The sequence below is a fragment of the Terriglobus sp. RCC_193 genome, assembly GCF_041355105.1.
In the GTDB taxonomy this organism is placed as follows: Bacteria; Acidobacteriota; Terriglobia; order Terriglobales; family Acidobacteriaceae; genus Terriglobus.
This window is the reverse complement of record NZ_JBFUPK010000002.1, coordinates 1,303,230-1,328,926: the sequence shown is the minus strand read 5'-3', so window position 1 is coordinate 1,328,926 and position 25,697 is coordinate 1,303,230. Positions and strand designations below refer to the sequence as shown.

Annotated in this window: 17 protein-coding genes; 10 read left to right on the top strand and 7 right to left on the bottom strand. The window is 59.1% G+C overall.

Annotated elements, in window-relative coordinates; translation table 11 throughout:
- Window positions 1-19: 19 nt before the first annotated feature.
- The 7 genes from AB6729_RS14295 to AB6729_RS14265 all read left to right on the top strand — a co-directional run bounded on the left by AB6729_RS14295 (window position 20) and on the right by AB6729_RS14265 (window position 13,418).
- Complete coding sequence (locus AB6729_RS14295; protein WP_371082299.1) at window positions 20-2,518, top strand: ABC transporter permease; 2,499 nt, start codon at window positions 20-22, stop codon at window positions 2,516-2,518.
- A gap of 20 nt (window positions 2,519-2,538) precedes the next feature.
- A complete protein-coding gene (locus tag AB6729_RS14290; protein WP_371082298.1) occupies window positions 2,539-4,992 on the top strand; it encodes an ABC transporter permease in 2,454 nt (817 codons plus the stop codon).
- Window positions 4,993-5,005: 13 nt separating this feature from the next.
- The gene (locus AB6729_RS14285; RefSeq protein ID WP_371082297.1) at window positions 5,006-5,686 is read left to right on the top strand and encodes an ABC transporter ATP-binding protein; all 681 of its coding nucleotides are present in this window, start codon (window positions 5,006-5,008) and stop codon (window positions 5,684-5,686) included.
- 50 nt (window positions 5,687-5,736) lie between these two features.
- On the top strand, window positions 5,737-7,725 hold the full coding sequence (locus tag AB6729_RS14280) for a TolC family protein (RefSeq protein WP_371082296.1): 1,989 nt from the start codon (window positions 5,737-5,739) through the stop codon (window positions 7,723-7,725).
- A gap of 18 nt (window positions 7,726-7,743) precedes the next feature.
- Window positions 7,744-9,153, top strand: a complete 1,410-nt coding sequence (locus AB6729_RS14275) for a sigma-54-dependent transcriptional regulator (RefSeq protein WP_371082295.1) — start codon at window positions 7,744-7,746, stop codon at window positions 9,151-9,153.
- Window positions 9,154-9,192: 39 nt separating this feature from the next.
- Window positions 9,193-10,608: a PAS domain-containing sensor histidine kinase gene (locus AB6729_RS14270; protein WP_371082294.1), complete on the top strand. Its 1,416-nt coding sequence runs from the start codon at window positions 9,193-9,195 to the stop codon at window positions 10,606-10,608.
- Window positions 10,609-10,703: 95 nt separating this feature from the next.
- Window positions 10,704-13,418 carry a glycoside hydrolase family 3 C-terminal domain-containing protein gene (locus tag AB6729_RS14265; protein ID WP_371082293.1) on the top strand — a complete coding sequence of 905 codons (2,715 nt, stop codon included), beginning with the start codon at window positions 10,704-10,706 and terminating at the stop codon, window positions 13,416-13,418.
- 119 nt (window positions 13,419-13,537) lie between these two features.
- Here the strand turns inward: AB6729_RS14265 and AB6729_RS14260 are convergent, their stop codons facing one another.
- The 4 genes from AB6729_RS14260 to AB6729_RS14245 all read right to left on the bottom strand — a co-directional run bounded on the left by AB6729_RS14260 (window position 13,538) and on the right by AB6729_RS14245 (window position 17,040).
- Complete coding sequence (locus AB6729_RS14260) at window positions 13,538-14,287, bottom strand: TIGR03435 family protein (protein ID WP_371082292.1); 750 nt, start codon at window positions 14,285-14,287, stop codon at window positions 13,538-13,540.
- 134 nt (window positions 14,288-14,421) lie between these two features.
- Window positions 14,422-14,679 (bottom strand): 50S ribosomal protein L27, encoded by a 258-nt coding sequence (gene rpmA / locus AB6729_RS14255; RefSeq protein ID WP_371082291.1) that lies wholly within the window; start codon window positions 14,677-14,679, stop codon window positions 14,422-14,424.
- 113 nt (window positions 14,680-14,792) lie between these two features.
- Window positions 14,793-15,125 carry a 50S ribosomal protein L21 gene (gene rplU / locus AB6729_RS14250; protein ID WP_371082290.1) on the bottom strand — a complete coding sequence of 111 codons (333 nt, stop codon included), beginning with the start codon at window positions 15,123-15,125 and terminating at the stop codon, window positions 14,793-14,795.
- Window positions 15,126-15,585: 460 nt separating this feature from the next.
- Window positions 15,586-17,040, bottom strand: a complete 1,455-nt coding sequence (locus tag AB6729_RS14245) for an MHYT domain-containing protein (protein WP_371082289.1) — start codon at window positions 17,038-17,040, stop codon at window positions 15,586-15,588.
- Between the two features lie 156 nt (window positions 17,041-17,196).
- Here AB6729_RS14245 and ggt point away from each other — a divergent pair, with 156 nt between their 5' ends.
- Complete coding sequence (gene ggt, locus AB6729_RS14240; protein ID WP_371082288.1) at window positions 17,197-18,978, top strand: gamma-glutamyltransferase; 1,782 nt, start codon at window positions 17,197-17,199, stop codon at window positions 18,976-18,978.
- A gap of 358 nt (window positions 18,979-19,336) precedes the next feature.
- Here ggt and AB6729_RS14235 read toward each other — a convergent pair whose 3' ends face one another.
- Entirely contained in the window at window positions 19,337-20,113 is a 777-nt protein-coding gene (locus tag AB6729_RS14235; protein ID WP_371082287.1) for a VOC family protein, read from the bottom strand.
- Between the two features lie 112 nt (window positions 20,114-20,225).
- Between AB6729_RS14235 and AB6729_RS14230 the strand changes: the two genes are divergently transcribed.
- Window positions 20,226-20,912, top strand: coding sequence for a TetR/AcrR family transcriptional regulator (locus AB6729_RS14230; protein ID WP_371082286.1), 687 nt, complete (start codon window positions 20,226-20,228; stop codon window positions 20,910-20,912).
- A gap of 12 nt (window positions 20,913-20,924) precedes the next feature.
- Here AB6729_RS14230 and AB6729_RS14225 read toward each other — a convergent pair whose 3' ends face one another.
- Window positions 20,925-22,262 (bottom strand): hypothetical protein, encoded by a 1,338-nt coding sequence (locus tag AB6729_RS14225; RefSeq protein ID WP_371082285.1) that lies wholly within the window; start codon window positions 22,260-22,262, stop codon window positions 20,925-20,927.
- Between the two features lie 276 nt (window positions 22,263-22,538).
- On the opposite strand from AB6729_RS14225, the gene aspS reads away from it, so the two are divergent.
- A complete protein-coding gene (gene aspS / locus AB6729_RS14220) occupies window positions 22,539-24,356 on the top strand; it encodes an aspartate--tRNA ligase (RefSeq protein WP_371082625.1) in 1,818 nt (605 codons plus the stop codon).
- 74 nt (window positions 24,357-24,430) lie between these two features.
- Here aspS and AB6729_RS14215 read toward each other — a convergent pair whose 3' ends face one another.
- Window positions 24,431-25,564, bottom strand: a complete 1,134-nt coding sequence (locus tag AB6729_RS14215; protein WP_371082284.1) for a diguanylate cyclase — start codon at window positions 25,562-25,564, stop codon at window positions 24,431-24,433.
- Window positions 25,565-25,697 lie beyond the last annotated feature (133 nt).

Here is a 25,697-nt window from a genome sequence, read left to right as displayed (position 1 = left end):
CCCAGAGGGAGCGACAACGATGATGCTTGGTCAAAATTTTCAGTACGCATTTCGGCAGTTGCGGCGCAGCCCCGTGTTTACAGCAACTGCACTACTCACGCTGGCGCTTGGCATTGGCGTCACCACGGCCATGTACAGCGTGGTGCAATCGCTGCTGCTGGAACCGCTGCCTTACACGCAGCCGGATCGTCTTGTCGCGATTGCATTTCAGTTCCCGAAGGAAAAGCCTTCCACATCGCAGGTGGGTTCTGTTGCCGACTTCCTGATGGAGCATGCCCACTCCTTCTCCTCCTTCGGCATTTCGGATGGCGGCACGACGGGTGTGAATCTTGCCACATCCGCCGCGACAGGCGGACGGCCGTTCCAGGTACAGCAACTGCGCGTATCGCGTGATTTCCTATCCACACTGGGACTGCATCCCGCGCTGGGTCGCTTCTTCACTCCGGAGGAAGACCGCAGCGGCGGTCCGCGAGCGGCGCTGATGAGTTATCGCCTGTGGCAGACCGCCTTTCAGAGTGACCCCACCATCGTGGGTCGCACAATACGCATCAACGGTGACGATGTTCCCGTCGTCGGCATTCTTCCAGAAGGCGTGCTAGGCGATCTCTACGGCGGGACTACGCAAGCTCCTCCCGCGGGCCTGTGGCAGCCGCTTCAACTTGGAGCGAAAGACCCAGGATACGAAGGCGACAACTACCAGATGATCGCGCGGCTGCGCGATGGCGTTACGCTTCCGCAGGCACAGGCAGAGATGCAGTCGCTGCTGCCCGCATTCGCGCAGCAGAATGCATGGTATTACCGCTGGAAAGCACCCAACGGTGCATTGAATGAGTTCCGTGTCTGGCCGCTGCAGACGGCACTTGTCGGTGAAGTGCGCGGCAGCCTCATCATCCTGATGGGAGCGGTCGCTGCGGTGCTGTTGGTGGCGTGCCTCAATCTGGCCGGTCTCACGGTCGCGCGCAGCATTGCACGTTCACGCGAACTCGCCATGCGCACCGCATTGGGCGCCAGCCGTTCGGACCTGCTGCGCCTGATGCTTGCCGAGAGCATTCTGCTTGCCTTCGGCGGTGCTCTGCTCGGCCTCTTCTTTGCACGCACATTGGCTGTCGCATTCGTTGCCTATGCGCCCATTACACTTCCCCATTTCCATCCCTCTTCCAATCTCTGGATGATGGCGCTGGTGGAGTGTGCGCTGGCGATGTGTGCCACACTCTGCTTCGGTCTGTTGCCCGCACTTGTAGTGTTGCGCCGCGGCGTGAATGACAACCTGCGCAACGCAGGCTCACAGGGCCAGTCCGCAGGCTACGGCCGCACAGGCCGCGTGCTCGTTGTGGCACAGGTGGCTCTGGCATTCACCTTGTTATCCGCAGCTTCTCTCACACTGCATGCCTTCCTGAGCATGCGTTCCGTTGCTCCCGGTTTTGATACGAAGCAGATCTCTATTGCGCAAGTGACATTGAAAGGTGACGCGTACGCCAACGCGAAGCACACAGTACAGTTTGTTCAGAGCGTGCTGCAGAGCCTTCAGCAACAACCCGGAGTCAGACAGGTGGGCGCGGTCAATGGCCTTCCTCTGGACCGCGGCCTGAACCTGGGCGGCGCTCCCGTAGAACGCAAAGAGCAGCAGCAAGTCATCAATGCACGTTTCATTACGCCGCACTATATGCAGGCACTGGGCATCGCACTCTTGCAGGGACGTGACGTGACGGATGCAGACCGCTCCGACACACCACACATTGCCATTGCCAGCGAGACAGCGGCAAAGAAATGGTGGCCCGGAAAATCAGCGATCGGGCAGCGCATCTCCATTGGCTCCGCGGGTGAGTTTGAAATCGTCGGAATCGCCCACGATACACATGAGCATTCACTGTTGGATCAGCCGCGTGTTCTCTTCTATATCCCGCTGACACAGATCGATGACAAGTTCATGTCCATGATCAACGGCTGGTTTCCCACCAGCTTCGTCATACGGCAGGCAGGAGGTATGGATCTATCTGCAGCAGTGGCAGGTGCCATTCAGCACGCTGACCCGGAGCTTCCTGTCGCGAAGTTTGAACGTATGCAATCGGTGGTGGATGAAACCGTGGCTGCGCCGCGCTTCTTCTCCTGGATGTCCAGCGCTTTCGCTTCATTCACGCTCCTGCTTACCTCCATTGGTGTCTTTGGGTTGCTGAGTTATCAGGTGGTGCAGCGCACGCGCGAAATCGGCGTTCGCATGGCGCTGGGCGCCAGCCGCAGCCGCGTTCTGACCGATGTAATGTGGCAGGGCATGGGCCTTACCGCCATTGGCCTCTGCATCGGTATGCTGGCCGCCTCCTACATGCCGCGATTGATTGACCGCATTCTGTCGGACTTTATCTTCACACCGGACGGCAGCCTGCACATGCCGCTTCTGCAACAGGTGAATGCAGGCGCCATTGCGCTGGCGATGATGCTTTTGATTGCAGCGATTGCCAGCGTGCTTCCCGCGCGCCGTGCCGCTTCCATTGACCCCATGCGCGCGCTTCGCAGCGAATAAAACCGAAAGGACGACAAAGGATGAACGAGCTTCTTCAGAACATTCGTTATGGATGGCGCAGCCTGCGCAACGCTCCGCTGTTTACCTCTGCGGTCATCCTTACGCTGGCTATCGGCGTGGGTCTGAACACTGCCATCTTCACCATGGTGGACTCCGTCCTGCTGCGTCCGCTCGGCTATCATGACGCGGACCGCATCGTCGCCCTCAACACGCTCAACCTCAAGAGTGGCCATGTCAACACACGCATTGGCGGCGCTGACTTTACCGATCTGCAGCAGGTTCATGGCCTTGAATCTGTCGCGTATTACAACGCGGGCGAATCTGGCGTCTCCGTCAACGGCCATGCATACTTTCTGCCGATGGGCTGGGTCAGCCCCGCCTTTGCAAAGGTCATGGGAGTCGCGCCCGTTGCCGGAACCGTTTTCCTTGAAAGTGATACCGCAGCCAACAAGGCCATGGTCAGCGAGGCCTTTGCGCGCGAGCATTTTGGCTCCGCTGAGGCCGCACTCGGGCAAACCGTAAAGTCTCTCGGCACCTACACCATCGTTGGTGTGCTTCCCACCGGATTCAACTTCCCCAAACAAAGCCAGATATGGCTGGAAGAGGCTCCCAGGCCAGACGTTCAGAACCGCACCGCCTACAATCAGCGAGCCATCGGCATACGTCGTGAAGGAGTCTCGCAGCAGCAGCTCGATGCGGAGCTCGACAGCCTTTCGCATCGCCTCCAAGCCACCTATCCGGAAGAGAAGCTCCATGCGCTCACCGCGCTCTCTCTGCAAGAATTTATCGTCGGTAATCTGCGCCCAACACTACGTCTGCTCATGGGATCCGTCGGCGTGGTGTTGCTCATTGTCTGCGCCAACATCACGCATCTGCAACTGGTGCGTTCCACGCGCATGCGCCGTGCGCTCAGCGTCCGTTCCGCACTCGGAGCCACGCGCAAAGATCTCCTCCTCCGCGCCATCACGGAGTCTCTCCTACTCGCACTCGCCGGTGGTGTCGCCGCACTTGGCATTGCCTCCATCGGCCTGCGTGCACTCACGCACATGGCCCCGCCGGACACACCACGACTCGCAGACATTCACCTCAACCGCGATGTTTTTTTCTTCTCACTCGCCGTCAGTGCTGTGCTGATGCTGCTGACATCCATTCTGCCCGTGTGGCGTTCCTGGCGGCTTGATCCCGCCACGGTCCTGCGCGCGGACTCTGAGCGCACCAGCGAAAGCCGCCGTTCCGTGCGCCTGCGCGACGGCCTCATCATTGCGGAAGTTGCTTTCACCCTTGCGCTCTCCGTCACCGCTGTCACACTCACACGTCAGCTCATGCACGATGCACAGCAGCAACTCGGCTTCCAGCCGCAACATCTGCTCATGGTCGACACGCACCACGTCTCCAGCGACGCCTATCCCACCTTCGACAGTGGCGATCCCACACCGGAGCAGCTTGCCATGCGCCAGGCATGGCGTCTGCGCAACACTGCACGCCTTGACGCATTAGTCGCCTCTGTCCGTAACACTCCGGGCGTAGAAGCAGCAGCAGCCATCGACGGCGCGCCCATGGGCGGCGGCTTCCCCAACGTGGGCTATGCCATACACGGACGCACCGTCTTTGCACCCGGCAGCACACTGCCCATCGCAGATATCCACGCCATCACCCCCGAAGCCTTCTCCACCATGGGTGTTCCTGTTCTGCGCGGACGCAACCTCGCCGTCGCCGACAACTTCGACGCCGCCAAAGTCCTCGTCATCAACCAGGCACTCGCCGACGAGCAGTTCCCCGGCACGGACCCCGTCGGCCAGCAGATCATGTGCGGCTTTGACAGCACGCTCGGATGGTGGACCATCGTTGGTGTCGTCGGCAACGTGCGTCATGACGCACCCGGCACACCTGCATCACCCGCCTTCTACGTCCCGCTGGCGCAACATCCCAATCGCGCCACAGACATTCAACTCATCGTCCGCACCAAGTCCGACCCCGGCGTCATGACCGGATCTCTGCGCGCCTCCATCCAGCGGAACTTCCCCGAAGTCGCCACCACCGTCACCACACTGCAACAGAACATCGGCGAAAGCCAGCGTTCTGACCGCTTCCGCAGCACGCTGCTCGCATCGTTTGCAGCAGTCAGCCTGTTGCTCGCAGCCATCGGCATGTACGGCGTCACCGCATACACCGTGGCCCAGCGACGCTTTGAGTTTGCCCTGCGCTTTGCTCTCGGCGCACAGCGCGGACAACTCGCAGGCATGGTGCTTCGCCACGCCGCCATTACCGCCGCACTCGGCATCCTTGCAGGCATCGTCTTCAGCATCGGACTGGTTCGCATCGTCAGTGCAGCTGCAGGCAAGCTGCCACCGGCAGACGCACTCTCCTTCACCATCGCAGCGGCAATCGTCTTTGCCCTTGCGGTCGCAGCCACCGCCATCCCCAGCAGACGCGCCGCTTCCACAGAACTCATGCAGGCCCTTCGCTCCGAATAAGGTCAGGAACACCATGATTGAACTCAAGAACATCGAACGAAGCTACAAGCACGCCGTCGGCGAGACATGGGTTCTGCGCCGCATCAACATCTCCATTCGTCCGGGCGAATTCGTCACGCTGATGGGTCCCAGCGGTGCTGGCAAGTCCACGCTGCTGAACGTACTCGCCATGCTTGACGATGGCTGGCGCGGCGAATACTGGTTAGGTAACGAACCTATCCATGTCATGAATCGCAAGCAACGCGCAGAGATTGCTCGCCGCAAGATCGGCATGGTCTTTCAAAGTTTTCACCTGCTGGATGACCTCACTGTGGCGGAAAACATTGAGCTTCCGCTCAGCTACAAGAACATGCCTCGAGGCGAACGGCAGGCACTGGTAGCGGACACGCTCGATCGCTTCCAGATTGTCGGCAAGAAGGACTTGTATCCTTCGCAGCTTTCGGGCGGTCAACAACAGATCGTGGGTGTGGCACGCGCTGTCATCCATAAGCCTGAACTTCTGCTTGCCGATGAGCCAACCGGCAATCTGCATTCAGCACAGGCTGCAGAGGTCATGGAACTCTTCACAGAACTGAATCGTGCAGGCACCACCATTGTCCAGGTAAGTCATTCCATTGAAAACGCGCGCTTCGGCTCACGCATCATCGAGCTGCGTGACGGCTGGATGACGCCGGAAAACGAAACGCCCGCATGACATTCTTTTCTTCCCCAACAGAACAACCGCAATCTATGAAGGATCGACTGATGGCATCTGCAAAACACGACCGATACCGCGAACTTCTCCACACAACATGCATAGGAGCGCTGACGCTCGCGTTCTCTGCTGTGCACCTGCATGCGCAGGGAGCTGCTGCTCCGCTGCCACAGAATCCTGCGCCCACGACGACGCAATTAAAAGGCACTGCAGCCGTGTTGCCGCCGCCGCTGCCCGACACCGTGCCGCATTCGTGGAATCCCTTCCGCGCCTATATGCCAAGCTCCGTGGCACCGGCCAGCATCGCCAATTCGCCACGCCTGGAAACGCTCACGCGCGATGGCAAGATTGAACTGCATCTTCGCGATGCGATCGAACTCGCACTGGAAAATAACCTTGATCTCGCCATTGCGCGCTACAACCTTCCCATTGCGGAAGCAGACGTGATGCGTACGCGCGCTGGCGGATCAACCCGCGGCGTGAATACGGGCATCGTCTCAAACACACCCAGCGGCGGCTCCGCAGGTTCCGGCAACTCTGGCGGTGGCGGCGCAGGTGGCACCAGTGCCGGCGCGGGTGGTGCGGGTGCTGGCGCATCCGGTCTCGTGCAATCCACACTCGGTACGGGTACTACTGTGTCTTCGTATGACCCTATGTTTGCAGGAGATTTCAATGTGCATCACTTTGCCGAGCCGCTCTCTAACCTGTTGCTCAACGGCGTACCCATCCTGCAATCCAATACCGTTGCGGGCGACATGAGCGTAACACAGGCCTTTGCTACCGGAACCAGCGTGAAGGTCAGTTTCTCCGGTGACCGCGTGGCTACGAACAGTAAGGGAAACTTCCTGAATCCGCAGCTCGACAGCTACTTCCGCGTGCTTGTGCAACAACAATTGCTCGCAGGTTTTGGCCTTGGCCCCAACCTTCGTTATCTGCGCATCGCAAAGAACAACCAGAAGATTTCTGATGCGGCGTTCCGCCTGCAAATCATTGCCACGGTTTCCCAGATTGAAAACATGTACTGGGATCTTGTCAGCGCATGGCAGGATGAACGCGTGAAACAGGAATCGCTTGACTTCGCGCAGAAGACTCTTGAAACCGGGCGTCAGCAGCTTGCGCTGCAGGCCATTCCCGCCATGGATGTCCTCAAGGACGAGGCGGAAGTCGCCAAGCGCGAGCAAGACCTCAGCATTGCAAAATCCACGCTGGAGTTTCAGTCGCTGTTGCTGAAGAACGCATTGACACGCAACCTGGACGATCCCACGCTGGAAGCCATGCCCGTGGTTCCCATGGATGTGTCGCGTCCTCTGCAACCGATGCCCAGCGGCGATGAGCTTGTTACACGCGCATTGGCCTCGCGGTTGGAAATGGAAGAGCAGCAATTGGATCTGTCGAACCGCCAGATCAGCCGCAAAGCAGCCAACAACGCTCTGCTTCCCACCGTTGCACTCACCGGGTACTGGGCGGGTACAGGTCTTGCCGGCGTAAACAACCCGCTTGCCGGTGTCACGTCTGCTGTTCCGTCGGACTATGGCGGAGCGCTCCGCAACGCTTTCAACGGAAGCGCACCGGATTACTACGTGGGCGTCAATGTAAATATTCCTATCCGCAACCGCGTAAACAAGAGCGATCAGTATCGTTCAGAGCTGGAATACCGCCAGGCTGAACTTCTGCTGCAGCAGTTGAAGAAGCAGATTCGTATCGAAGTCCGTAATGCGGAATACGCCCTGCGACAGGCCGAAGCACGCGTTGTCTCCGCGGATAAAGCACGTGATCTGGCGCGCCGCACCTTTGACATCATGCAGCAGGAACAAAGCTTTGGTGCGGGCAGCGCTGTGCAAACTCTCGCAGCCCGCAATGATCTTACGACCGCCGAGTCCGCCTACTTCGCTGCCGTGGATGCACGCGAAAAAGCTCGCGTCGAACTGGAACGTGCCGGCGGAATGACATTGGAAAACAACGGTATCTCGATAGAATCGGCTAAGCAGGGACAAGCGCAGCTAACCGCCACGGCGGCTCCGCAAACCCAAACCCCCTAGCCGCATCAGGAAACACCATTGGACACTGCATCAAACTCGTCGCCTCACGCTGCTTCCCTGGCAACGCAGCAGCGCCCCTGCCGTCTGTTGCTGGCGGATGATCAGCCACACATTCTGGATGCGCTGGAACTTCTTCTGGAACCGGAAGGATATGTGCTGGAGCGCGCAGGCACACCTGCGCTGCTGATGTCCGCACTGTCCAGCGAAGACTTTGACGGCATCCTGATGGACCTGAACTACACCCGCGACACGACCAGCGGCGAAGAGGGTCTTGCACTCATCGAACGCATTCGCGGGCACCACGCGCACCTCCCGATCATTGTGATGACGGCGTGGGGAAACATCGACCTTGCGGTAAAGGCGATGCACAGTGGCGCGAGCGATTTCATTCAAAAGCCATGGGACAACACGCGCCTACTCACCGTGCTGCGTACACAGCTTGAGCTGTACCGCATGCAGCGTTCTGCGGCACTGCTGGAAGCAGAGAACAAGATGCTCCATGCAGAAGGCGCGCCGGTTATGATCGCGACCGCGCCTTCCATGCAGCGCGTGATGGAACTGATCTCGCGCGTTGGCCCATCGGATGCCAACGTTCTCATCACCGGCGAACATGGCAGCGGCAAAGAAGTCGTGGCACAAACACTGCATCGCATCTCGCTCCGTTCGCAGCGCACCATGGTCGCCGTCAATACTGGCGCACTCTCAGAAGGCACCTTCGAAAGCGAACTCTTTGGCCACGTCAAAGGCGCATTCACTGACGCTCGTGCAGAGCGCGTTGGCCGATTCGAACTCGCGCACAGCTCCACACTCTTTCTGGATGAGATCGCGAACGTCCCACTGCGTCAGCAGGCCAAGCTGCTACGCGTACTCGAAACAGGAGAATTTGAACGTCTCGGTTCTTCACGTACACAAAGAGCCGACGTCCGCGTGCTATCCGCCACCAATGCTGACCTTCGTGCCGCTGCAGCCGCAGGCACCTTCCGCCCCGATCTTCTCTTTCGTTTGAATACCGTGGAGATCGCTCTGCCGCCCATGCGTGAGCGCCGCGAAGATATTCCTTTGCTGGCAGCGCATTTTCTTTCGCGCTATGCCGCACAGTATCGGCGTCCCGTGCATGGCTTTGAACCCGCCGCACTGGAGCGTATGTTGCACTACGCGTGGCCCGGTAACGTGCGCGAACTGGATCACACGGTGGAGCGTGCCGTCCTGATGGCACGTGCTGAATACATCTCGCTCTCAGACCTTGCGCTTCAGTCGGATGGTCCCGCAACAACGAACTCTTTGGATGAGATGGATCTGGAGGCAGTGGAAGCGCACCTGGTACGCAAGGCGCTTAACCGTTATCAGGGCAACGTGAGTGCTGCGGCGGAGGCTTTGGGACTAAGTCGTGGCGCTTTGTATCGCCGCATGGAAAAATATGGCCTTTAGCGGAAGTATGCTCTTTGCGCTACCCGCTGGAGTAACTCCATGAAGGAAGAAGAGCGTTCCGAAGTTTTTCTGGACTCCGCGCCCTGGAAACCCGGACAGAACGGCGCAGCCTCCTCACGCAGCGTGAGCTACGAATTGCGCATGCGCCTGTGGCTGGCCGCCATTGGAACGCTGCTTCTGGTGCTGTGTGGCACGTTGCTCCACACATGGGGCGTTGATAGCTTCACCATCTTCATCTGCCTTCTCACTCTCGCCATCCTCTGGCTCTTCCTTGCAGAACGCGCGCTTCACCGCATCGTCACACCACTGCAAACACTCACCAATGTCATTGCGGCCATTCGCAGCGAGGACTTTTCATTTCGTGTGCGTGGTGCGCGTCGTGGGGATGCGGCAGGCGATCTCGCCATGGAAATCAATCGACTCTCTGAGTCGTTGCAGGCGCAGAAACGTGACGCGACCGAAGCAAGAGCATTGGTGGATCGTGTCCTCTCCACCATGGATGCGCCGGTGCTCGCGTTTGCAGAAGACGGTGCATTGGCCATGGTCAATCGCGCGGCACGCACCGCGTTGGGATTGCAGCTCACGGATATGGGCTGCTCCGCGGAGGAGCTTCAAGTCGAATCGCTCCTCGAATTGGAAGACAGCACACTTATGCCGCAACCGCCTCGCGGCCTTGCCGGAAGATGGATGCTGCGGCGCAGCGCTTTCCGCCTGCAGGGACGCAGGCATTGGCTCGTGATGCTGACAGAGATCGGCTCAGCACTCCGCGAAGAAGAACGCCAGGCATGGCAACGTCTCATTCGAGTTCTGGGGCACGAGATTAATAATTCGCTTGCCCCGATCAAGTCCATTGCCGGAACGCTGCAACTGCGTCTCGCCCCTGAAACAGACGCTGAAAGCAATCCATCGCGCGATGCCCAGTTGCGCAAGGGGCTGGGGATCATCGAGTCGCGTGCCGACTCGTTGAATCGATTCCTTCAGGGCTATCGCAAACTCTCCGCGCTACCCGCTTTGCAACGTCAACCCGTTGCAGTCCTTGCATTCATGCAGCAGGTCACGGCTCTGGATCATGGCGTTCCAGTGACCATCACCGAATCTGAAGATCGTGTTGCTTTGATTGACCCGGTGCTGATGGAACAGGCAATGATTAACCTGCTCAAGAATGCAGCAGAAGCCACACTGGAGCGTTCTGCGCAGGAAGGCAGCGCCGCTCGCCCAATTGAAGTCATGTGGCGAGTCGCTGGCGATGACCTTGTCATTGAAATCCGCGACTACGGCCTGGGCGTGCTCAATGAATCGAACCTGTTTGTGCCCTTCTACACCACCAAGCCGGAAGGAAGCGGCATTGGCCTGCTGCTGACGCAGCACGTAGTGGAGGCCCACAGCGGCACCGTGCAGCTTGCAAACCACCCCTCTGGACAAGGCTGTGTCGTCAGCATCACCATTCCGGCGTGACTTTCGTTCGCCCCGCGAAGTAATTGCCACAGCCATGCCCTTCCGGCTATGCTTCAGGCGAGCATTACCCACCTGAACTTCCCGGAGCAGATCCGATGCGACGTTTGATCGCGGCACTTCTTTTCACCACCGTACTATCTGCCAAAGCGCAGCAGCCTGCATATCAAAACACGTCACTTTCTCCCGCGCAGCGCGCCGCAGACCTGGTGGGCCGTATGACATTGGAGGAGAAAGCTGCGCAGATGGTCAATGGGGCCGCCGCTATCCCCCGCTTGAATGTTCCCGCATATGACTACTGGAACGAAGCGCTGCATGGCGTAGCCCGCTCTGGATACGCGACCATGTTTCCGCAAGCCATTGGCATGGCCGCCACGTGGGACGCGCCGCTGCTGAAGACCATTGGCGATGCCATTTCCACCGAGGCACGTGCCAAGAACAACGAAGCCCTGCGGCATAACAATCACGACATCTACTTCGGCCTCACATTCTGGTCGCCGAACATCAATATCTTTCGTGATCCCCGCTGGGGGCGCGGGCAGGAGACATATGGTGAAGACCCGCACCTGACCGCACAGCTTGGCGTGAACTTCGTGGAGGGTCTGCAAGGGATCAACCCGAAGTACTACAAGGTGATCGCCACGCCGAAGCACTTTGCCGTGCACTCCGGCCCGGAGGAAAGCCGCCACCGCTTTGACGTGCAGCCCTCGCCGCATGATCTGTGGGACACCTACCTGCCGCAGTTCCGCGCGGCCATTGTGGATGCCAGGGCCGACTCCATCATGTGCGCTTACAACCGCATCGACGGTGAACCCGCATGCGGCAGCAAGATGCTGCTGCAGGACATCCTGCGCAAAGACTGGAAGTTCCAGGGCTTTGTCACCTCCGACTGTGGCGCCATCGACGACTTCTACCGCAGCTACGGCCACAAAACCGATCCTGACGCCGAACATGCCGACAAGACTGCATTGCTTGCAGGCACTGACACCAACTGCGGCGGAACCTATAAGAAGCTGGATGCCGCGGTGAAGGCCGGACTCATCAAGGAGTCAGACATTGACGTAAGTCTGCGCCGACTCTTCGAGGCACGCATTCGCCTCGGGCTCTTCGATCCTCCTTCGATGGTTCCCTACACTCAGATTCCCTTCAGCGCGGTGAACTCGCCTGCGAATGCCGCAGTAGCCAGGCGCGCTGCGGAAGAGTCGATGGTGCTGCTGAAGAACGATGGCATTCTGCCGCTGCGTGGGGGTAAGTACAAGACCGTCGCCGTCATTGGCCCCAATGGCGCGGCGCTGTCCTCGCTGGAGGGCAACTACAACGGTCAGCCGCATGATCCGGTGATGCCGGTGGATGCCCTGCGCACCTCATTGAGTGGCACGCGTGTGCTCTATGCGCCGGGCGCGCCGTATGTTGCAGGCTTCGCCATGCCTGTGTCGCGCACCATGCTGCATCCCGCTAAGGGTTCGCAGGAGCATGGGCTGAAGGCGGAATACTTCGCCTCCTCCAGCTTCAGTGGCTCACCCGTCATCACACGTGTCGATCCGGAGCTGAACTTCGACTGGTCAGGCGTCAGCCCTTTGCGTGCTGCCCCGGATGGGCCCTTTGCCGTACGGTGGAGTGGCACCATCAGCGCACCGGCTGCGGGTACGTATGAGTTTCTGGTGAAGACCGGGCGTTGCCGCGGTTGCGGTTCGTCGCAGGCGTACACGGTCACCGTAGATGGCAAGCAGGTGACGGAGCTGAAGCGTCAGGCCCCCGTCGCTCCGGGAGGGCGCATCAATGGCACCACCGGGATGCCGGAAGCCGATCGTCCTAATCGTCCCGGCGCGTTCCAGATCACCTTTGATGACGCGAAGCAGGAACACGAGATCACGGTCGAGTTCGCCCGCGACTCTGCCTCCGCTGGTTCCGGCATCCGCCTGGAGTGGACACCGAAGCCGGAAACACTGCTGCCGGAAGCCATTGCCACGGCAAAACAGGCGGACCTTGTTATCGCCATGCTGGGCCTTTCACCCGACCTGGAAGGCGAGGAGATGCCGGTGAAGCTGCCGGGATTCGTTGGTGGCGACCGTTCCGACATCAACCTGCCCGCATCGCAGGAGGAGTTGCTGAAGGAGATCGTCGCCACAGGCAAACCGACGATTGTCGTGCTGCTGAACGGTTCCGCGCTCGCCGTGAACTTCGCCGATGAACATGCCAACGCCGTACTGGAAGCCTGGTATCCGGGCGAGGCCGGCGCGCAGGCTATTGCGGACACGCTGCTGGGCAGGAACAACCCCAGCGGCCGTTTGCCAGTGACCTTCTATAAGGCAGAGAGTGATCTGCCGGACTTCGATGACTACTCCATGAAGAACCGAACCTATCGCTACTTCACGGGAACGCCGCTGTACGGCTTTGGCTACGGCCTGAGCTATACACGCTTCGGCTATTCCGGGCTGAAGCTGTCCACCGCGAAGCTGAAGGCGGGCGAGCCGCTGACTGCCGAGGTGACGGTGAAGAACACGGGCAAAGTAGCTGGCGAGGAAGTGGCGCAGCTTTACCTTCTGCCGCCTGCGGATGGCAACGGCGGGCTTTCGCCAAAGCAGCTTGAGGGCTTCCAACGTGTTTCGCTGAAACCGGGTGAAGCGAAGAAGATCACCTTTACACTTTCGCCGCGGCAGCTTTCCGAGGTGGATGCGCAGGGCGTGCGAGCGGTGCAGCCGGGTAGCTACTCCGTGGCCGTTGGGGGTGCACAGCCGAAGGAGGCGCGGGCCACAACTCCCGCCCAGACGGCTGGTTTCACCATTGACGGGATGCAGGAGCTACCTCGCTAGCCGGGACTAACCAACTAGGCCGTCATCCTGAACGAAGCGCAGCGAAGCTGAAGGACCTGCATTCCCCCTGTGCCACTCCAACGCTCCGGGCGACCACAAGCCAAGCCTCACGACGACCATTATTCGGAGACGGGCCGGTTCACGTTGTCGACGACGATGACTTCGATGGGGCCTTTGGCAGATTGCAGGCGGAGGCCAAGTTGTTCGCGGATGACGGCGAAGAGAGTGGCGTCGTCGGACTCCGGCGACGGGTCGGTGGCCCAGCGGAGTTGGAAGTCGTACCTGCCGGAGAGGCCGGTGTGGTCTTCGATGGTGCGGCCTGCGCGCTTCTGAATGGACTTGGCGAAGTCTGTCATGGAGGCATTGGTCACGCGCATGTCGATGCGGCGGTCGCCATTCATGCTCATGTTCATCGGCGTACCGGGTTTGGTTTCCTTCAGCGCCGGGCCGGTTTTACCCGGCTTGTCCACGACCAGCCAATAGACAGGGCCTTCGCGCTGCTCGCGGTGAAAGCGGAAGCCGAACTGATCCTGCAACAGCGAGAGGATCAGTTGCTGGAACTGTTCCGGGGTGGTGATCTCTGCGTGGTCGGCGATGGTGGCCTGCATGTCGAAGAGTTCGCTCTCGGTCCACGCAGGCGCATTGACGATGGCTTTCGGGTCGATGCCGAAGGCGGTGCGGATGAGCGTCTGCACGGAGGTTGCTGTGGCGATGAAACGTCCGCCGATAACCTGCCGATTGGATGGATCATCACCGGTGGATTTGTGTGGATGGACTGCGGCGACATCGATGTGGATGGGCTGTGTATGCGCGTGCAGTGCGGGGATCGCAAACGCAAAGAAGAGTGCACAGATGGTGGGAAGTCGCATGGTCGGCCAGCCTCCGTATGGAGTACGTGAGGTGTTAGGCTGCGGTTCCGTGCTTCGCTCGTTTGTGCGGCTGAACATGGAAATGCGAATGGCCCCGCCAAAGCAGGGCCATCGCGAAGAGATTGATACGGTGCTTAAGCAGCCGGCTCGATGGAGACGAAGCGGCCGTGGTTGCCACGATCTGAGAAGATCACGCGTCCGCCGACCTTGGCGAAGAGGGTGTCATCCTTGCCGCGACCGACGTTCAGGCCAGCCTTGAGCGGTGTCCCACGCTGACGCACGAGGATGCTGCCACCCGTGACCTGTTCACCCGCGAAGCGCTTCACGCCCAGGCGCTGCGCGTTAGAGTCACGACCGTTGGAAGAGGAACCGCCACCTTTTTTATGTGCCATTGCTTTGCCTCGTTGCGGTTGCCGTCGTCATTAAGACGTGGTCCGCGAATATTCAGAAATAGGTGCCGCTGACGCGGCGAAACAACAAAAATCAAAAACGCAGAGGGCGCGAGTTACTTGCTCTCGACCTTGAAGCTCTTGCCGTTGACCAGGATCTCGTTGATCTTTACTTCAACGAAGTTCTGGCGGTGGCCCTGCAGCTTCTTGTACTGCTTCTTGCGCTTGTAGTGGAAGACCAGGATCTTGTCGCCGCGGCCTTCGCCGACAACGGAAGCGAGCACCTTGGCTCCGCCCAGTTCCTGCTCAAACTTGCCTTCTTCGGCGCTGACAGCCAGGACGTCTGCGAACTCGATCGCGCCGTCGTTGTGTGCTGCCGTTTCAATCTTCAGGGTGTCGCCGGGGGCGACACGGTACTGCTTACCACCGGTACGAATCACTGCGTACATCACAAACCTCCACGCCCGGCCGTGTTGCCGGTGCGCCTGAAACACCATTGAGCTCAATAAAATGAGAGGCGATGCGGAGTGATCTTTGTACAGACCCCACCACGACGCGGCCGGATGCCCCACAGCCATGCGCCAGATGCGCCAAACCTGACAAGAATATCGTGAATCGGAGGTGGGGTCAAGGGTGATTGCGACTGGAAATTCCCTCGATGGCTAAAGTCCCTTGCTCGTTATGGTTGGTACGGTTCATGCCCGTTGAAAGGGACGCGCCTGGTGCGTTGGAGCTTCGCTGGTTCGTGCTTCGCACGAATACCCAGGTTAGCTTCGTGAACCTGGGGCACCCGTTTTGGGCTGCTGGTTCGTTTGGGCTTCCTGGCGCATTGTCGAGGGTTGAGAGGAATGCAGGTCCTTCAGCTCCGCTTCGCTTCGTTCAGGATGACGGTCTGCGACCGTACGAGCACTATGCTTTAGCCGGGTCGGAGGTCACCCGTGCAGGCAGCAGGATATGGAATGTGGTGCCGCTGTGGCCAGGGGTGGTGCTGCTTTCAAAGGTCAGGGTGCCGCCGTGATGCTGGATAATTTCCGCGCAGATGGAAAGTCCGAGGCCGGTGCCGCTGGCTCCCTTGGTGGTAAAGAAGGGTTCCAGGATGCGTTTCTGGGTCTCCTGAGAGATGCCTGCGCCCGTGTCGGCAACGATAATTTCAGCGCCACCGGAAGCGGTTGGGCGGATTTTCAGAGTGAGCGTGCCGCCGTGGGCGTTCATGGCGTCGATGGCGTTGCCCACCAGGTTTGCCAGCACCTGGCGGATTTCTCCCGCACGGCAAGGAACAGAAGGCGTGGCTGGATCCCACTGGCGTACGAGCGCGATGTGATGCTTCTCCAGCCGGTTCTGGAAGACGGCCAGGGTGGATTCCATGAGTTCCGCCAACGAGGTTAGCGCCGGGCCGGAGGGCTGGCGGTAGAACTTCAGGGTGTGCGTGGTGATTTCGGCAACGCGGCGCAGTTCGTTCTGTGCCGTTTGCAGGAATCTGCGCTCCTCGTCACCGACATTCCCTTGCTCCGCCAGGTAGAGCAGATTGGTGACGGCTTCGAGCGGGTTGTTGATTTCATGCGCGATGGAGGCGGCGATGCGTCCTGCCGCGCTCATGCGTTCCGCGGTTCGCTGCGCGTCGATCGCCTTGTTCTGCGCGGCGGAGGTTGTTTGCAGCAGGCGCACCTTATCGCGATAGAAGACGACCAACAGGCACGCCATGAAGACCAGCGCGTTGCCCACGCCGACGCGCGCCAGCGATGTTCCGAAGAATTCGTGAGACTGCTGAATGGAAACAGCTCCGGCAGGCAGCATCATGGCGAGCATGCCGGTGTAATGCATGCCGCAGATGGCAATGCCGATGACCAGCGATGCCGCGATCTGGCGAGGGATGCTGAATGTGCCGCTGTGACGCAGCATGGACATGGCACCGAGCGATGCAAAGATGGCGATCACAAAAGACAGCGCCACGCCCGGGATGCTCCACATGATGGGCTGGGAGAACCGCAGGGCGTCCATGCCGATGTAATGCATGGCACAGATACCGGCGCCCACCGCAAACGATCCCAGAACGATGTTGCGGGTACTGGTGCGATGAGTGACGGCGAGATGCATGGCCAGCCAGGACGAAAGAATCGCCACCAGAACGCTAAGCAGTGTCGGAGTGACGGCGTAATAGAGCGGGAAAGGTGGCTGCCAGGCCAACATGCCGACAAAATGCATGGACCAGATGCCAAGGCCAAGTGTGAGGCCGCTGATCATGGTCCACACGGCAGGGCGGGGGCTGTAACGGGTGTGCTCCATGGACTCAAACGCCACAAACCCCGCAAGCGAGGCAATGGTGAATGAGAACAACACAGTCCAGAGATCAAATGTGCCAGGCACGAAAAATTACTTTCCTTGCGAACGCGTCTATTGACGTTGCGCCTTCCTACTGTATGCGCAGAGACGGGATGTTTTACCAGCGAAAAAGCGCGGGGACTGTGTACTCGCGATATGCTCAGAACCAATCCCATCCATTACTGAGGTGCTTCCGGACCGATGAAGACTCGTTGGCTTGCTGCATGTGTATCGCTGGCTGTTGCCGTTTCGCCGTTTTCCGCGTTGGTGGCGCAGGTTTCGCCCACGCCTCAGCCCGTCCGCACGCAACACGCGATGGTGGTGAGCATTCATCATCTGGCAACAGACGCTGGCGTGGAAGTGCTGAAGCAGGGCGGTAATGCCGTGGATGCCGCCGTGGCCGTGGCGTTTGCGCTGGCAGTGGTGTATCCGCAGGCAGGCAACATTGGCGGCGGCGGATTCATGTTGATTCGTCCGGCGCACAAGCATGGGAAAAAGAAACTGGGCGATGGCAAGGCGCACTTCATTGACTATCGCGAAGAGGCTCCGGCAGCGGCGTTCCGCGATATGTACCTGGACAAAGACGGCAAGGTGATCAATGGGATGAGCCGTCAGGGATACAAAGCCAGCGGTGTTCCCGGCACCGTGGCAGGCATGGCGTATGCGGAGAAGCATTACGGCAAGCTGGGTTTGAAAGCCGCGATGCAGCCGGCGATCCGATACGCTCGCGATGGCTATGTGGCTACCGAAGAAGAATTGGGTACGTGGAAGAGCAAGGTACTGGCGGCGAATCCGGAAGGGCGCAGGATCTATCAGCGCGATGGCAATTTCTACAAAGGTGGCGAGACTGTGAAGCTGCCGGATCTGGCCGCGACACTGGAACGGATTTCGAATGACCCCGATGATTTTTATAAGGGTTCGATTGCCGATGCGATTGCCGCAGATATGGCCGCGCATGACGGCAACATGACGAAGGCTGATCTGGCCGCGTATCAGGTGAAAGATCGCGTTCCGCTGGAGGGCAAGTATCACGGCTACAAATTCGTGACGGCTCCGCCGCCTTCTTCCGGCGGTATTGTGCTGCAGGAGGTGCTGAACATCCTGACCGGCTATGACCTGAAGAAGCTGGGCGCGGACCGTTCGCCGGGGCAGGTACACATCATCACGGAAGCGTATCGGCGTGCGTTTATGGATCGCAGCGACTACCTGGGCGATCCGGATTTCACCACCATGCCGCTGAAGCAGATGGCCGATAAAAACTATGCCAAGGCATGGCGCAAGACGATTGATCCGGTGAAGCCGACTGCTTCCAAAGACCTGGTCCGTCCGGCAGGATTTATGCCGGAACCGCCGAAACAAACCGACAAGCATGAGAGCACGCAGACCACACACTTCAGCGTGGTGGATGCGGATGGCAACGCTGTTTCGAATACTTACACGCTGAACTTTTTGTTTGGTTCAGGAGTCGTGATCAAGGGCGCAGGATTTGCCATGAACGACGAGATGGATGACTTCACCAGCAAGGTAGGTGTGCCGAATGGATTTGGCCTGATTCAGGGGCCGAATAACTCGATTGCTCCTTACAAACGGCCGCTGTCCGCGATGACGCCAACGATTGTGACCAAGCGTGGCAAGGTGCGGCTGGTGCTGGGATCGCCGGGTGGGCCGACGATTATTACCACCGTGGCCAACGACATGATCAGCGTCCTGGATAACGGGCTGAACATTCAGGAAGCAGCGGATGCTCCGCGCTTTCATCATCAGTATCTGCCCGATGAATTGCAGGTGGAGAAGAAGTTCCCGGCGACGACGGCGGATGCTTTAAAGGCCAGCGGCTACGTCATCAAACGTTCCGGCGAGTTTGATGAAAAGAACCCCGGCGTATGGGGCGATAGCGAGTTGATTGCTGTCGATCCGAAGACGGGTGAGCTGCTGGGCGGGCATGACACGCGCAAGCCGTATGGCAAGGCGGATGGGTATTGATACGGCTTGCACCATCGCTCGTATCTAAGCGCAGCTTGCACGCACGAAGCGCAGCTTGCACGCACGAAGCGAAGCTTGCACGCACGAAGCGAAGCTTGCACGCGCGAAGCGAAGCTCGTACGCGCAAAGCAAATTGTACGCACGAAGCGAAGCTCATACGCGCAAAGCGCGTCAGCCGAAGGACCTGCTTTTCTTGTCCCCGATGGGAATGCTTCATGAAAACCATCCTGTGGTTTTCTTGGCGCATGGCAGAGGGCACAGAAGAATGCAGGTCCTTCGACTTCACTTCGTTTCGCTCAGGATGACGAACTTCGTTCGTTTGAGCTTCGCTGTGTTTCCTTACGCGCAGCAAGCACCGTTACGCTTTGGAGGACACCAGCGCGAAGGCGCCGCCCTGCGGATCGGTTGCCTGCAGGATGCGTGATCCACCAGGAACATCCATAGCCGGCAGCGTGATCTTACCGCCGCCTGCTTCGATTTTCGGCACTGCCGCGTCCACATCTTCCACCTGAAAGTAGTAGACCCAGCGCGGCTGCCCCATGCTGCCATCGGGAGGAAGATTCATCATGGCGCCGGTGTAGCGGTCAGTGTCGATGCGGAAGGTCTGATAGACACCCATCGCTCCCATGTCCATGGCAAAGTCCTTCTCCCAGCCATAATGCTTGGAATAGAACTCCCACGCCTTCTCCCCGTCAGAGGTGAGGAGTTCGTGCCAGCCGACGTTGCCCACCTCATTCTGCGCCAGGCGTGGCGGAGCATATTGCGTGGAGGGTTGAAACAGCAGGTATTCCACGCCCTGCGGATCAGCAACCACAGCGAAACGACCGATGTTGGGAATATCCTGCGGCGGACGATGCACCGTGCCGCCGTCGCGCTTGACGGCTTCGGCTTCCTTATCAACGTCCGGCGTGTAGATATGAGCCTTCCACACGCTGGGGCCGTTCATGCCGATGGACTGCCAGCTCATCATGCCGCCAACGTCCTTGCCGCCCTTGCCGAAGAGGAGATATTTCATGCCGGGCATTCCGGCGTCGCGCACGTCCCAGCCCACCACGTCGCCATAAAACTTTGCAGCGGCATCCACATCGCCGCTGGTTGTCAGTTCATACCAGACGAATCCTGCCTTGCCTGCCATTTTCCGCTCCCTCATTTCACCGCATGTGTACGGTGTCCACATTGAACCACCGGACATACGTTTTGTCCATGCGATTTGATGAAACTTCGATTTAGAATTGGTTTTAGCAATCATGGCCAAAACAGAATCGAAGTCGCGAGGACGAAGTCCTGCAAAACGAGCCGCGACGGGCACCCCACGTGACACGTTTCGACATGGCGATCTCCGGCGTGCGCTGCTGGATGCGGCTATTGAAATGGCACGGGCCGGTGGTCCGCAAGCCGTGGTTTTGCGGGAAGCAACGCGACGGGCGGGAGTGGTGCCCAATGCGGCATATCGCCACTTTGCCAACCAGAATGATCTGCTGGCGGCGGTCCGGTCCGAGTGCATTGCAAGATTGGCCGTGGCAATTGAAGCGGAGATGAACAGCCTGCGACCGGGTAAGGATCCCGCGAGTTACGCGCGACGCAGCCTGCGTGCCGTGGGTACGGGCTACCTTACCTTTGCGCTGAGCGAGCCGGGGCTGTTCAAAACAGGATTCAGCGTTCCTGCGCCGGTGTTTGAGACGCCGAACCCTGCGAATGCAGGCGCTACCGGGCTGAATCCGTTTCAGTTGCTTAGCCTGGCATTGAATCGGATGTTGGCTGCGGGGATTTTGAAGGCAAAAGACAGGCCGGGAGCGGAGTTTCTGGCGTGGTCCACGGTGCATGGCATGGCGCTGCTGATGCTGGATGGACCGCTGCGCGGCATTGATGCAGCAACCGCGCAGATGCTCGGGAAACGCCTGCTGGATATGGTGGAAAAGGGGCTGAGCGCCTGAGGCAGAACCCTGTCAGAAGCGCCATACAGGCCCTATACGTACACCCCAGTTGGTGGAGTTGATGTAGTTGTCGTGCGACAGGAAATAAAGGTACGGCGGCGTGCCAATGCCCTCCGGATCGCGGTACGAGCTTTTGTATCGGATCAGGGTGTTATGAACCTCAAAGCGCAGGCCCATGTTGTGCGCCACCTTTACATCGGCGTTGATGCCCACGGTGGCCGCGAAGTCCGTGGTGCGATAGTAGTCGGCGGAAGGCGTGCCCGGCGGACTGTCTGATGTTCTGGAATAACTGACAAACCCGGGCGCGATGGACGCTTTTACGGAAAATCGTTTGCCGTTATAGCCGGAGCGGAGTCCGAACATGGCAGCGCTGATGTTGCCACCAACATTTGTGCTGGACTCCGGGCTGGCATCGGGAGCCATGTTGAAGTCGCCAAATACATCCAGGTAGCGCCGCAGTTGAACCGCCACGGTGATGCCACCGCCACGTACCCATCGGCGGCATTCCATGCAGCCATCGCGGTTGGTGCGCAGATACTGCGATTGGAAATAAAGGGAGACATCACCGCGCTCCACCGGCTCCTTGTCCAGAGCGCGTTGAAAGGCGTGGACCATTGCGGAATCGTATTGGCCGGGATGTTCGTAGTCGCGCCACCAGGGGTAATGGCCACGCAGAACATTTGCCAGCGAGCGCGAGGGATTCGCGCCAGCGCGCAGCAACAGAAACGGAAACGAACCCGGATGCCTTTGCACCAGCGCATCGGTCACGTAGCGGTCCAGAACATCCTCTCCCACCACCCACAGCGTTCCCACCGTGGGTGTGATCACCAGGTCAACCCACCCGGTGTTGTTCGTGTATTTGGAGTTTGGTCCGCAATTGGGTTTGCACTGAATGGGATAGGTAAAGCCGCCCTGGTTGAACACGGCAGATTCACCCAGCGGCCCCAACTCCCACTGTGTGCTGTAAACGGCTGCCCATGCAGTTCCGCGCAGGCGGCTCATCCAGTAATGCCGGTTGTTACCGAACCGCACGGCACGGTCGCGGGGATTGTTCTGGATTTCCAGATAGCCTGCGACAGCTCCCTCCATGGAATGGCCAACATAATTCACAGAGAAACTGTCTCCATCATTCCACCGCCTCCAGTTGAACTGGTCGACAGAGGCCCAATAGTCGCTCCAGTAGGGCTTATTCACCAACAGGTGCATGTCGTGATCATTGGCCATGGCAATGCGGACGCTGTGCTGTAGCAGCAGGAGTCCCATGGACTGCAGAACCAGCCCCTTCCAATGGAATTTCTCGTTGGGTGCGGTATCGGCGGGGCTTTGCTTCAGATGGGGCGCTGGCTTCACCGGGACTTGCAGATTGGCGGGGACCGGGGCCTCTGGCAGGTTTTCCTGCGCTCGCAGGGTGACGCTGGCCAATAGGAGCGCGGAGAGGGCCAGGTGTCCAAATCTGCAGAATCCGACCATTCCTACAGACGGTAACCGGAACGGAAAGGCAGAAAAGCTGGCAAAAGAATCAGTCATCCACTTCCGGGTGAACGGTGTGACGCCCATGTGCGCCAAACTTCGTACAATAGGGGTATCGTGACACTCGACTTTCTCGGCCAACACCAGCGCACACACATGTGCGGAGACCTGCGCGCCGCCGACGCAGGACAGAACGTCACCCTGATGGGGTGGATTAACCGGCGCCGCGACCACGGCGATTTGATCTTTCTTGACCTGCGCGATCGCAACGGCATCACCCAGATCGTGGTGGACCGCAGCAATTCCGGCGCGGAGACGCTGGCCAAGGCCGAAGCCGCCCGCCCCGAGTTTGTGGTGGCGGCATTGGGCACCGTCCGCGTACGCGGCGAAGGCCTGACCAATCCCAATATGCCCACCGGCGATATTGAAGTGGTCTGCACGGAATTGCTGCTGCTGTCCGATGCCAAGACGCCTCCCTTCTCGCCTGCGGAAGACGTGATTGGCAATGAAGAACTGCGGTTGCAGTATCGCTACCTTGACCTACGCCGTCCGGAGATGCAGCACAACTTCCTGACGCGGCACAAGGTTGCGCAGGCCGTGCGTGCGCAGCTTTCCAGCGAAGGCTTCCTGGAGATTGAAACGCCATTCATGACGCGTTCCACGCCGGAAGGTGCGCGCGATTATCTGGTTCCGTCACGTGTGCATCCGGGGAATTTCTATGCACTGCCGCAGTCGCCGCAGATTTTCAAGCAGATTCTGATGGTGGGCGGTTTCGACCGCTACTTCCAGATAGCGCGTTGTTTCCGCGATGAAGACCTGCGCGCCGACCGCCAGCCGGAGTTCACACAAATTGATCTGGAAGTGAGCTTCCCCACTCAGGAGACGATCTTTGGCGTGGCGGAGCGATTCCTCGTGGCTGCGTTTGAAGCCGCAGGGCAAAAGATCAACACGCCATTTCTGCGCATGACGTATGACGAAGCCATCAGCAAGTACGGCATCGACAAGCCAGATATGCGGTTGCCGCATATGGCGGACCTGTCTGCGGTGCTGACCGATGAGCTGCGCACGACGCTGAAGATTGAACAGGGTCTACCCGTCTATGGCTTTGTGATTCCGAAGGTGGGCGAGCTGAGCAGCACGGCGCGCAAGTCGTTGCTGAGCGAGATTCGTACCTTCTTTGGCGATAGCGGCCTGGATGCGCTGGACCTTGTACGTCTTCGCACCGCAGAACAGTTTGTGCCTCTGGCAGAAGAGATTGGCTCACACCTGAACGCGACCACCATTGCGTTTAACGGCGAAAGCTTCACCACGGATGATCTTGCTGTGGTGATCACGCCGAAGCTGGGCACGCCTGCGATGTGGAATTTCGATCGCCAATGGATTCCGAAGCGCGTGGGTGGATTACGCCTCGAACTCGCGAAGAAGTACGCGGATAAACACAAGCTCTTTGAGAAGAAGGGCACCGCTGACGACTACCGCTTCCTGTGGGTGACGGACTTCCCGATGTACGAGTTCAATGAGGAGAAGAAGACGTGGGATGCGGCGCATCATCCGTTTACTTCGCCGCATGAGGACGACATCAAGAGCGGCGCTCTCTTCAACGACAAGGGCGTAGTCCGCGCGCTGGCGTATGACGTGGTGCTGAACGGCCTCGAACTTGGTTCGGGTTCCATCCGTATTCATCGCAAGGATGTGCAGGCGGAGATCTTCCGTTCGCTCGGCATGTCAGAAGAAGAGGCGAAGGAGCGCTTTGGCTTCTTCCTGGAAGCGCTGGAGTACGGCACGCCTCCGCATGGCGGCATTGCGCTCGGACTGGACCGCATCGTGATGCTGCTCACAGGTTCGACTTCGTTACGTGAAGTGATTGCGTTCCCGAAGACAGCGAAGGCTGTGGACCTGATGGTGGATGCTCCGAGTGCGCCCACGGAACAGCAGATGCGGGAGTTGCATTTGCGAACTGCGGTCCGGAGTTAATTTAGTAATCCAACGATCACGTATGGATCCCGTAGGCCACAAGGAATGCAGTTATCTACTGCACTTCTTGTGGCCTATGCGATGAGTACGCAGTCTCTGCCATTCTGCTTTGCCTGGTAGAGCAATTTGTCCGCGCGAGCCAGCATCGTTTCCACAGTATCGCTGCGATGTGCCACGGTTCCGCCGCTGCTGAGAGTGAAGGGTCTGCCCGGAAGGCTACTCACGTGGATTCGCACGCTGTTCAGCGTACGAATTGCGTAGTCGGGCGTGGCATCCGGCAACAAGACCAGAAACTCATCGCCACCAAAACGTCCTGCCCTGTCGCAAGGCCGCATGTGGGAGGTGAGCGAATTGGCCAGTTCCACCAAAGCCGCGTCACCCGCCGGATGCCCATGCTCATCGTTGATTTTCTTGAAGTGATCCAGGTCGATCAACGCCAGTACCAATTCCCCGCCGCTGCGCTGCATCTGCAGGAAGAATGCCTCCAGTTCTCGCTCCATCCCTTTACGATTCAACATGCCCGGCAGAGTATCCTGCATGGCGCGGCATTCTGCCTCGTGCGTTACGCGCTCATGGACCAGGAGAAATACGCACAATGCGATGGCTACCTCATGGCAAAGCTGCAGGAACAGCAGTGCCGATTGCACAGGCGCTGGGGGAGTGAGGGCACGCGGCGCGGCAGGTAACAGGAGAAGCTGCACGGCCTGAAAAGTGGCACCGAGGCCCATGACCAGTTCCATTGCCGCAAGCAACTTTCGTGCGAACAAACCACGGGCATGGCGACCTGACTGCGCTGCCAGCAGTAGATGCATTGGTGCGGTAGCGACACAAATAAGCATCCATCGCAGGTTGATATCCGGAGCAACCAGCATGGCATAAGAAATTGCAATGAAGACAGAAGCGAAGAGTATCTGAATCCACTTCAGACGTGCTCGCACAGCAATTAACCGGGCGAAGCCCAGGTAATAGCAATAATTCGCCGCCAGGACAGTGAGATCGGTGAGGAGATACACCACCGGGCTGTGCCATTGGTTTCGGTTGAGTAGCAGTAACAGAAACAGTTCATCCAGGAAGAAGCTCGCAGCTATCCAGCGCAGCCCCGGCACCTTGACCGTGGGACGCAACAACAGGAAGCTAACCCCGGCGACAAGACATAGCAGTGCGTGACACGCGTAGAGAGTCGTGAAGTCCAGGCGTTCAAGATGCACGAACGACGTACTCAATCCAAGGGGAATCTTTCCGATGCGGGATGGAAGACTCTGTCAAAGTCCTGAGTGCAATGGTAACGTGCGCGCGTTTCTCACTGAGAAAACACGGTGCGCCACTGCTCAATCCCTTTGA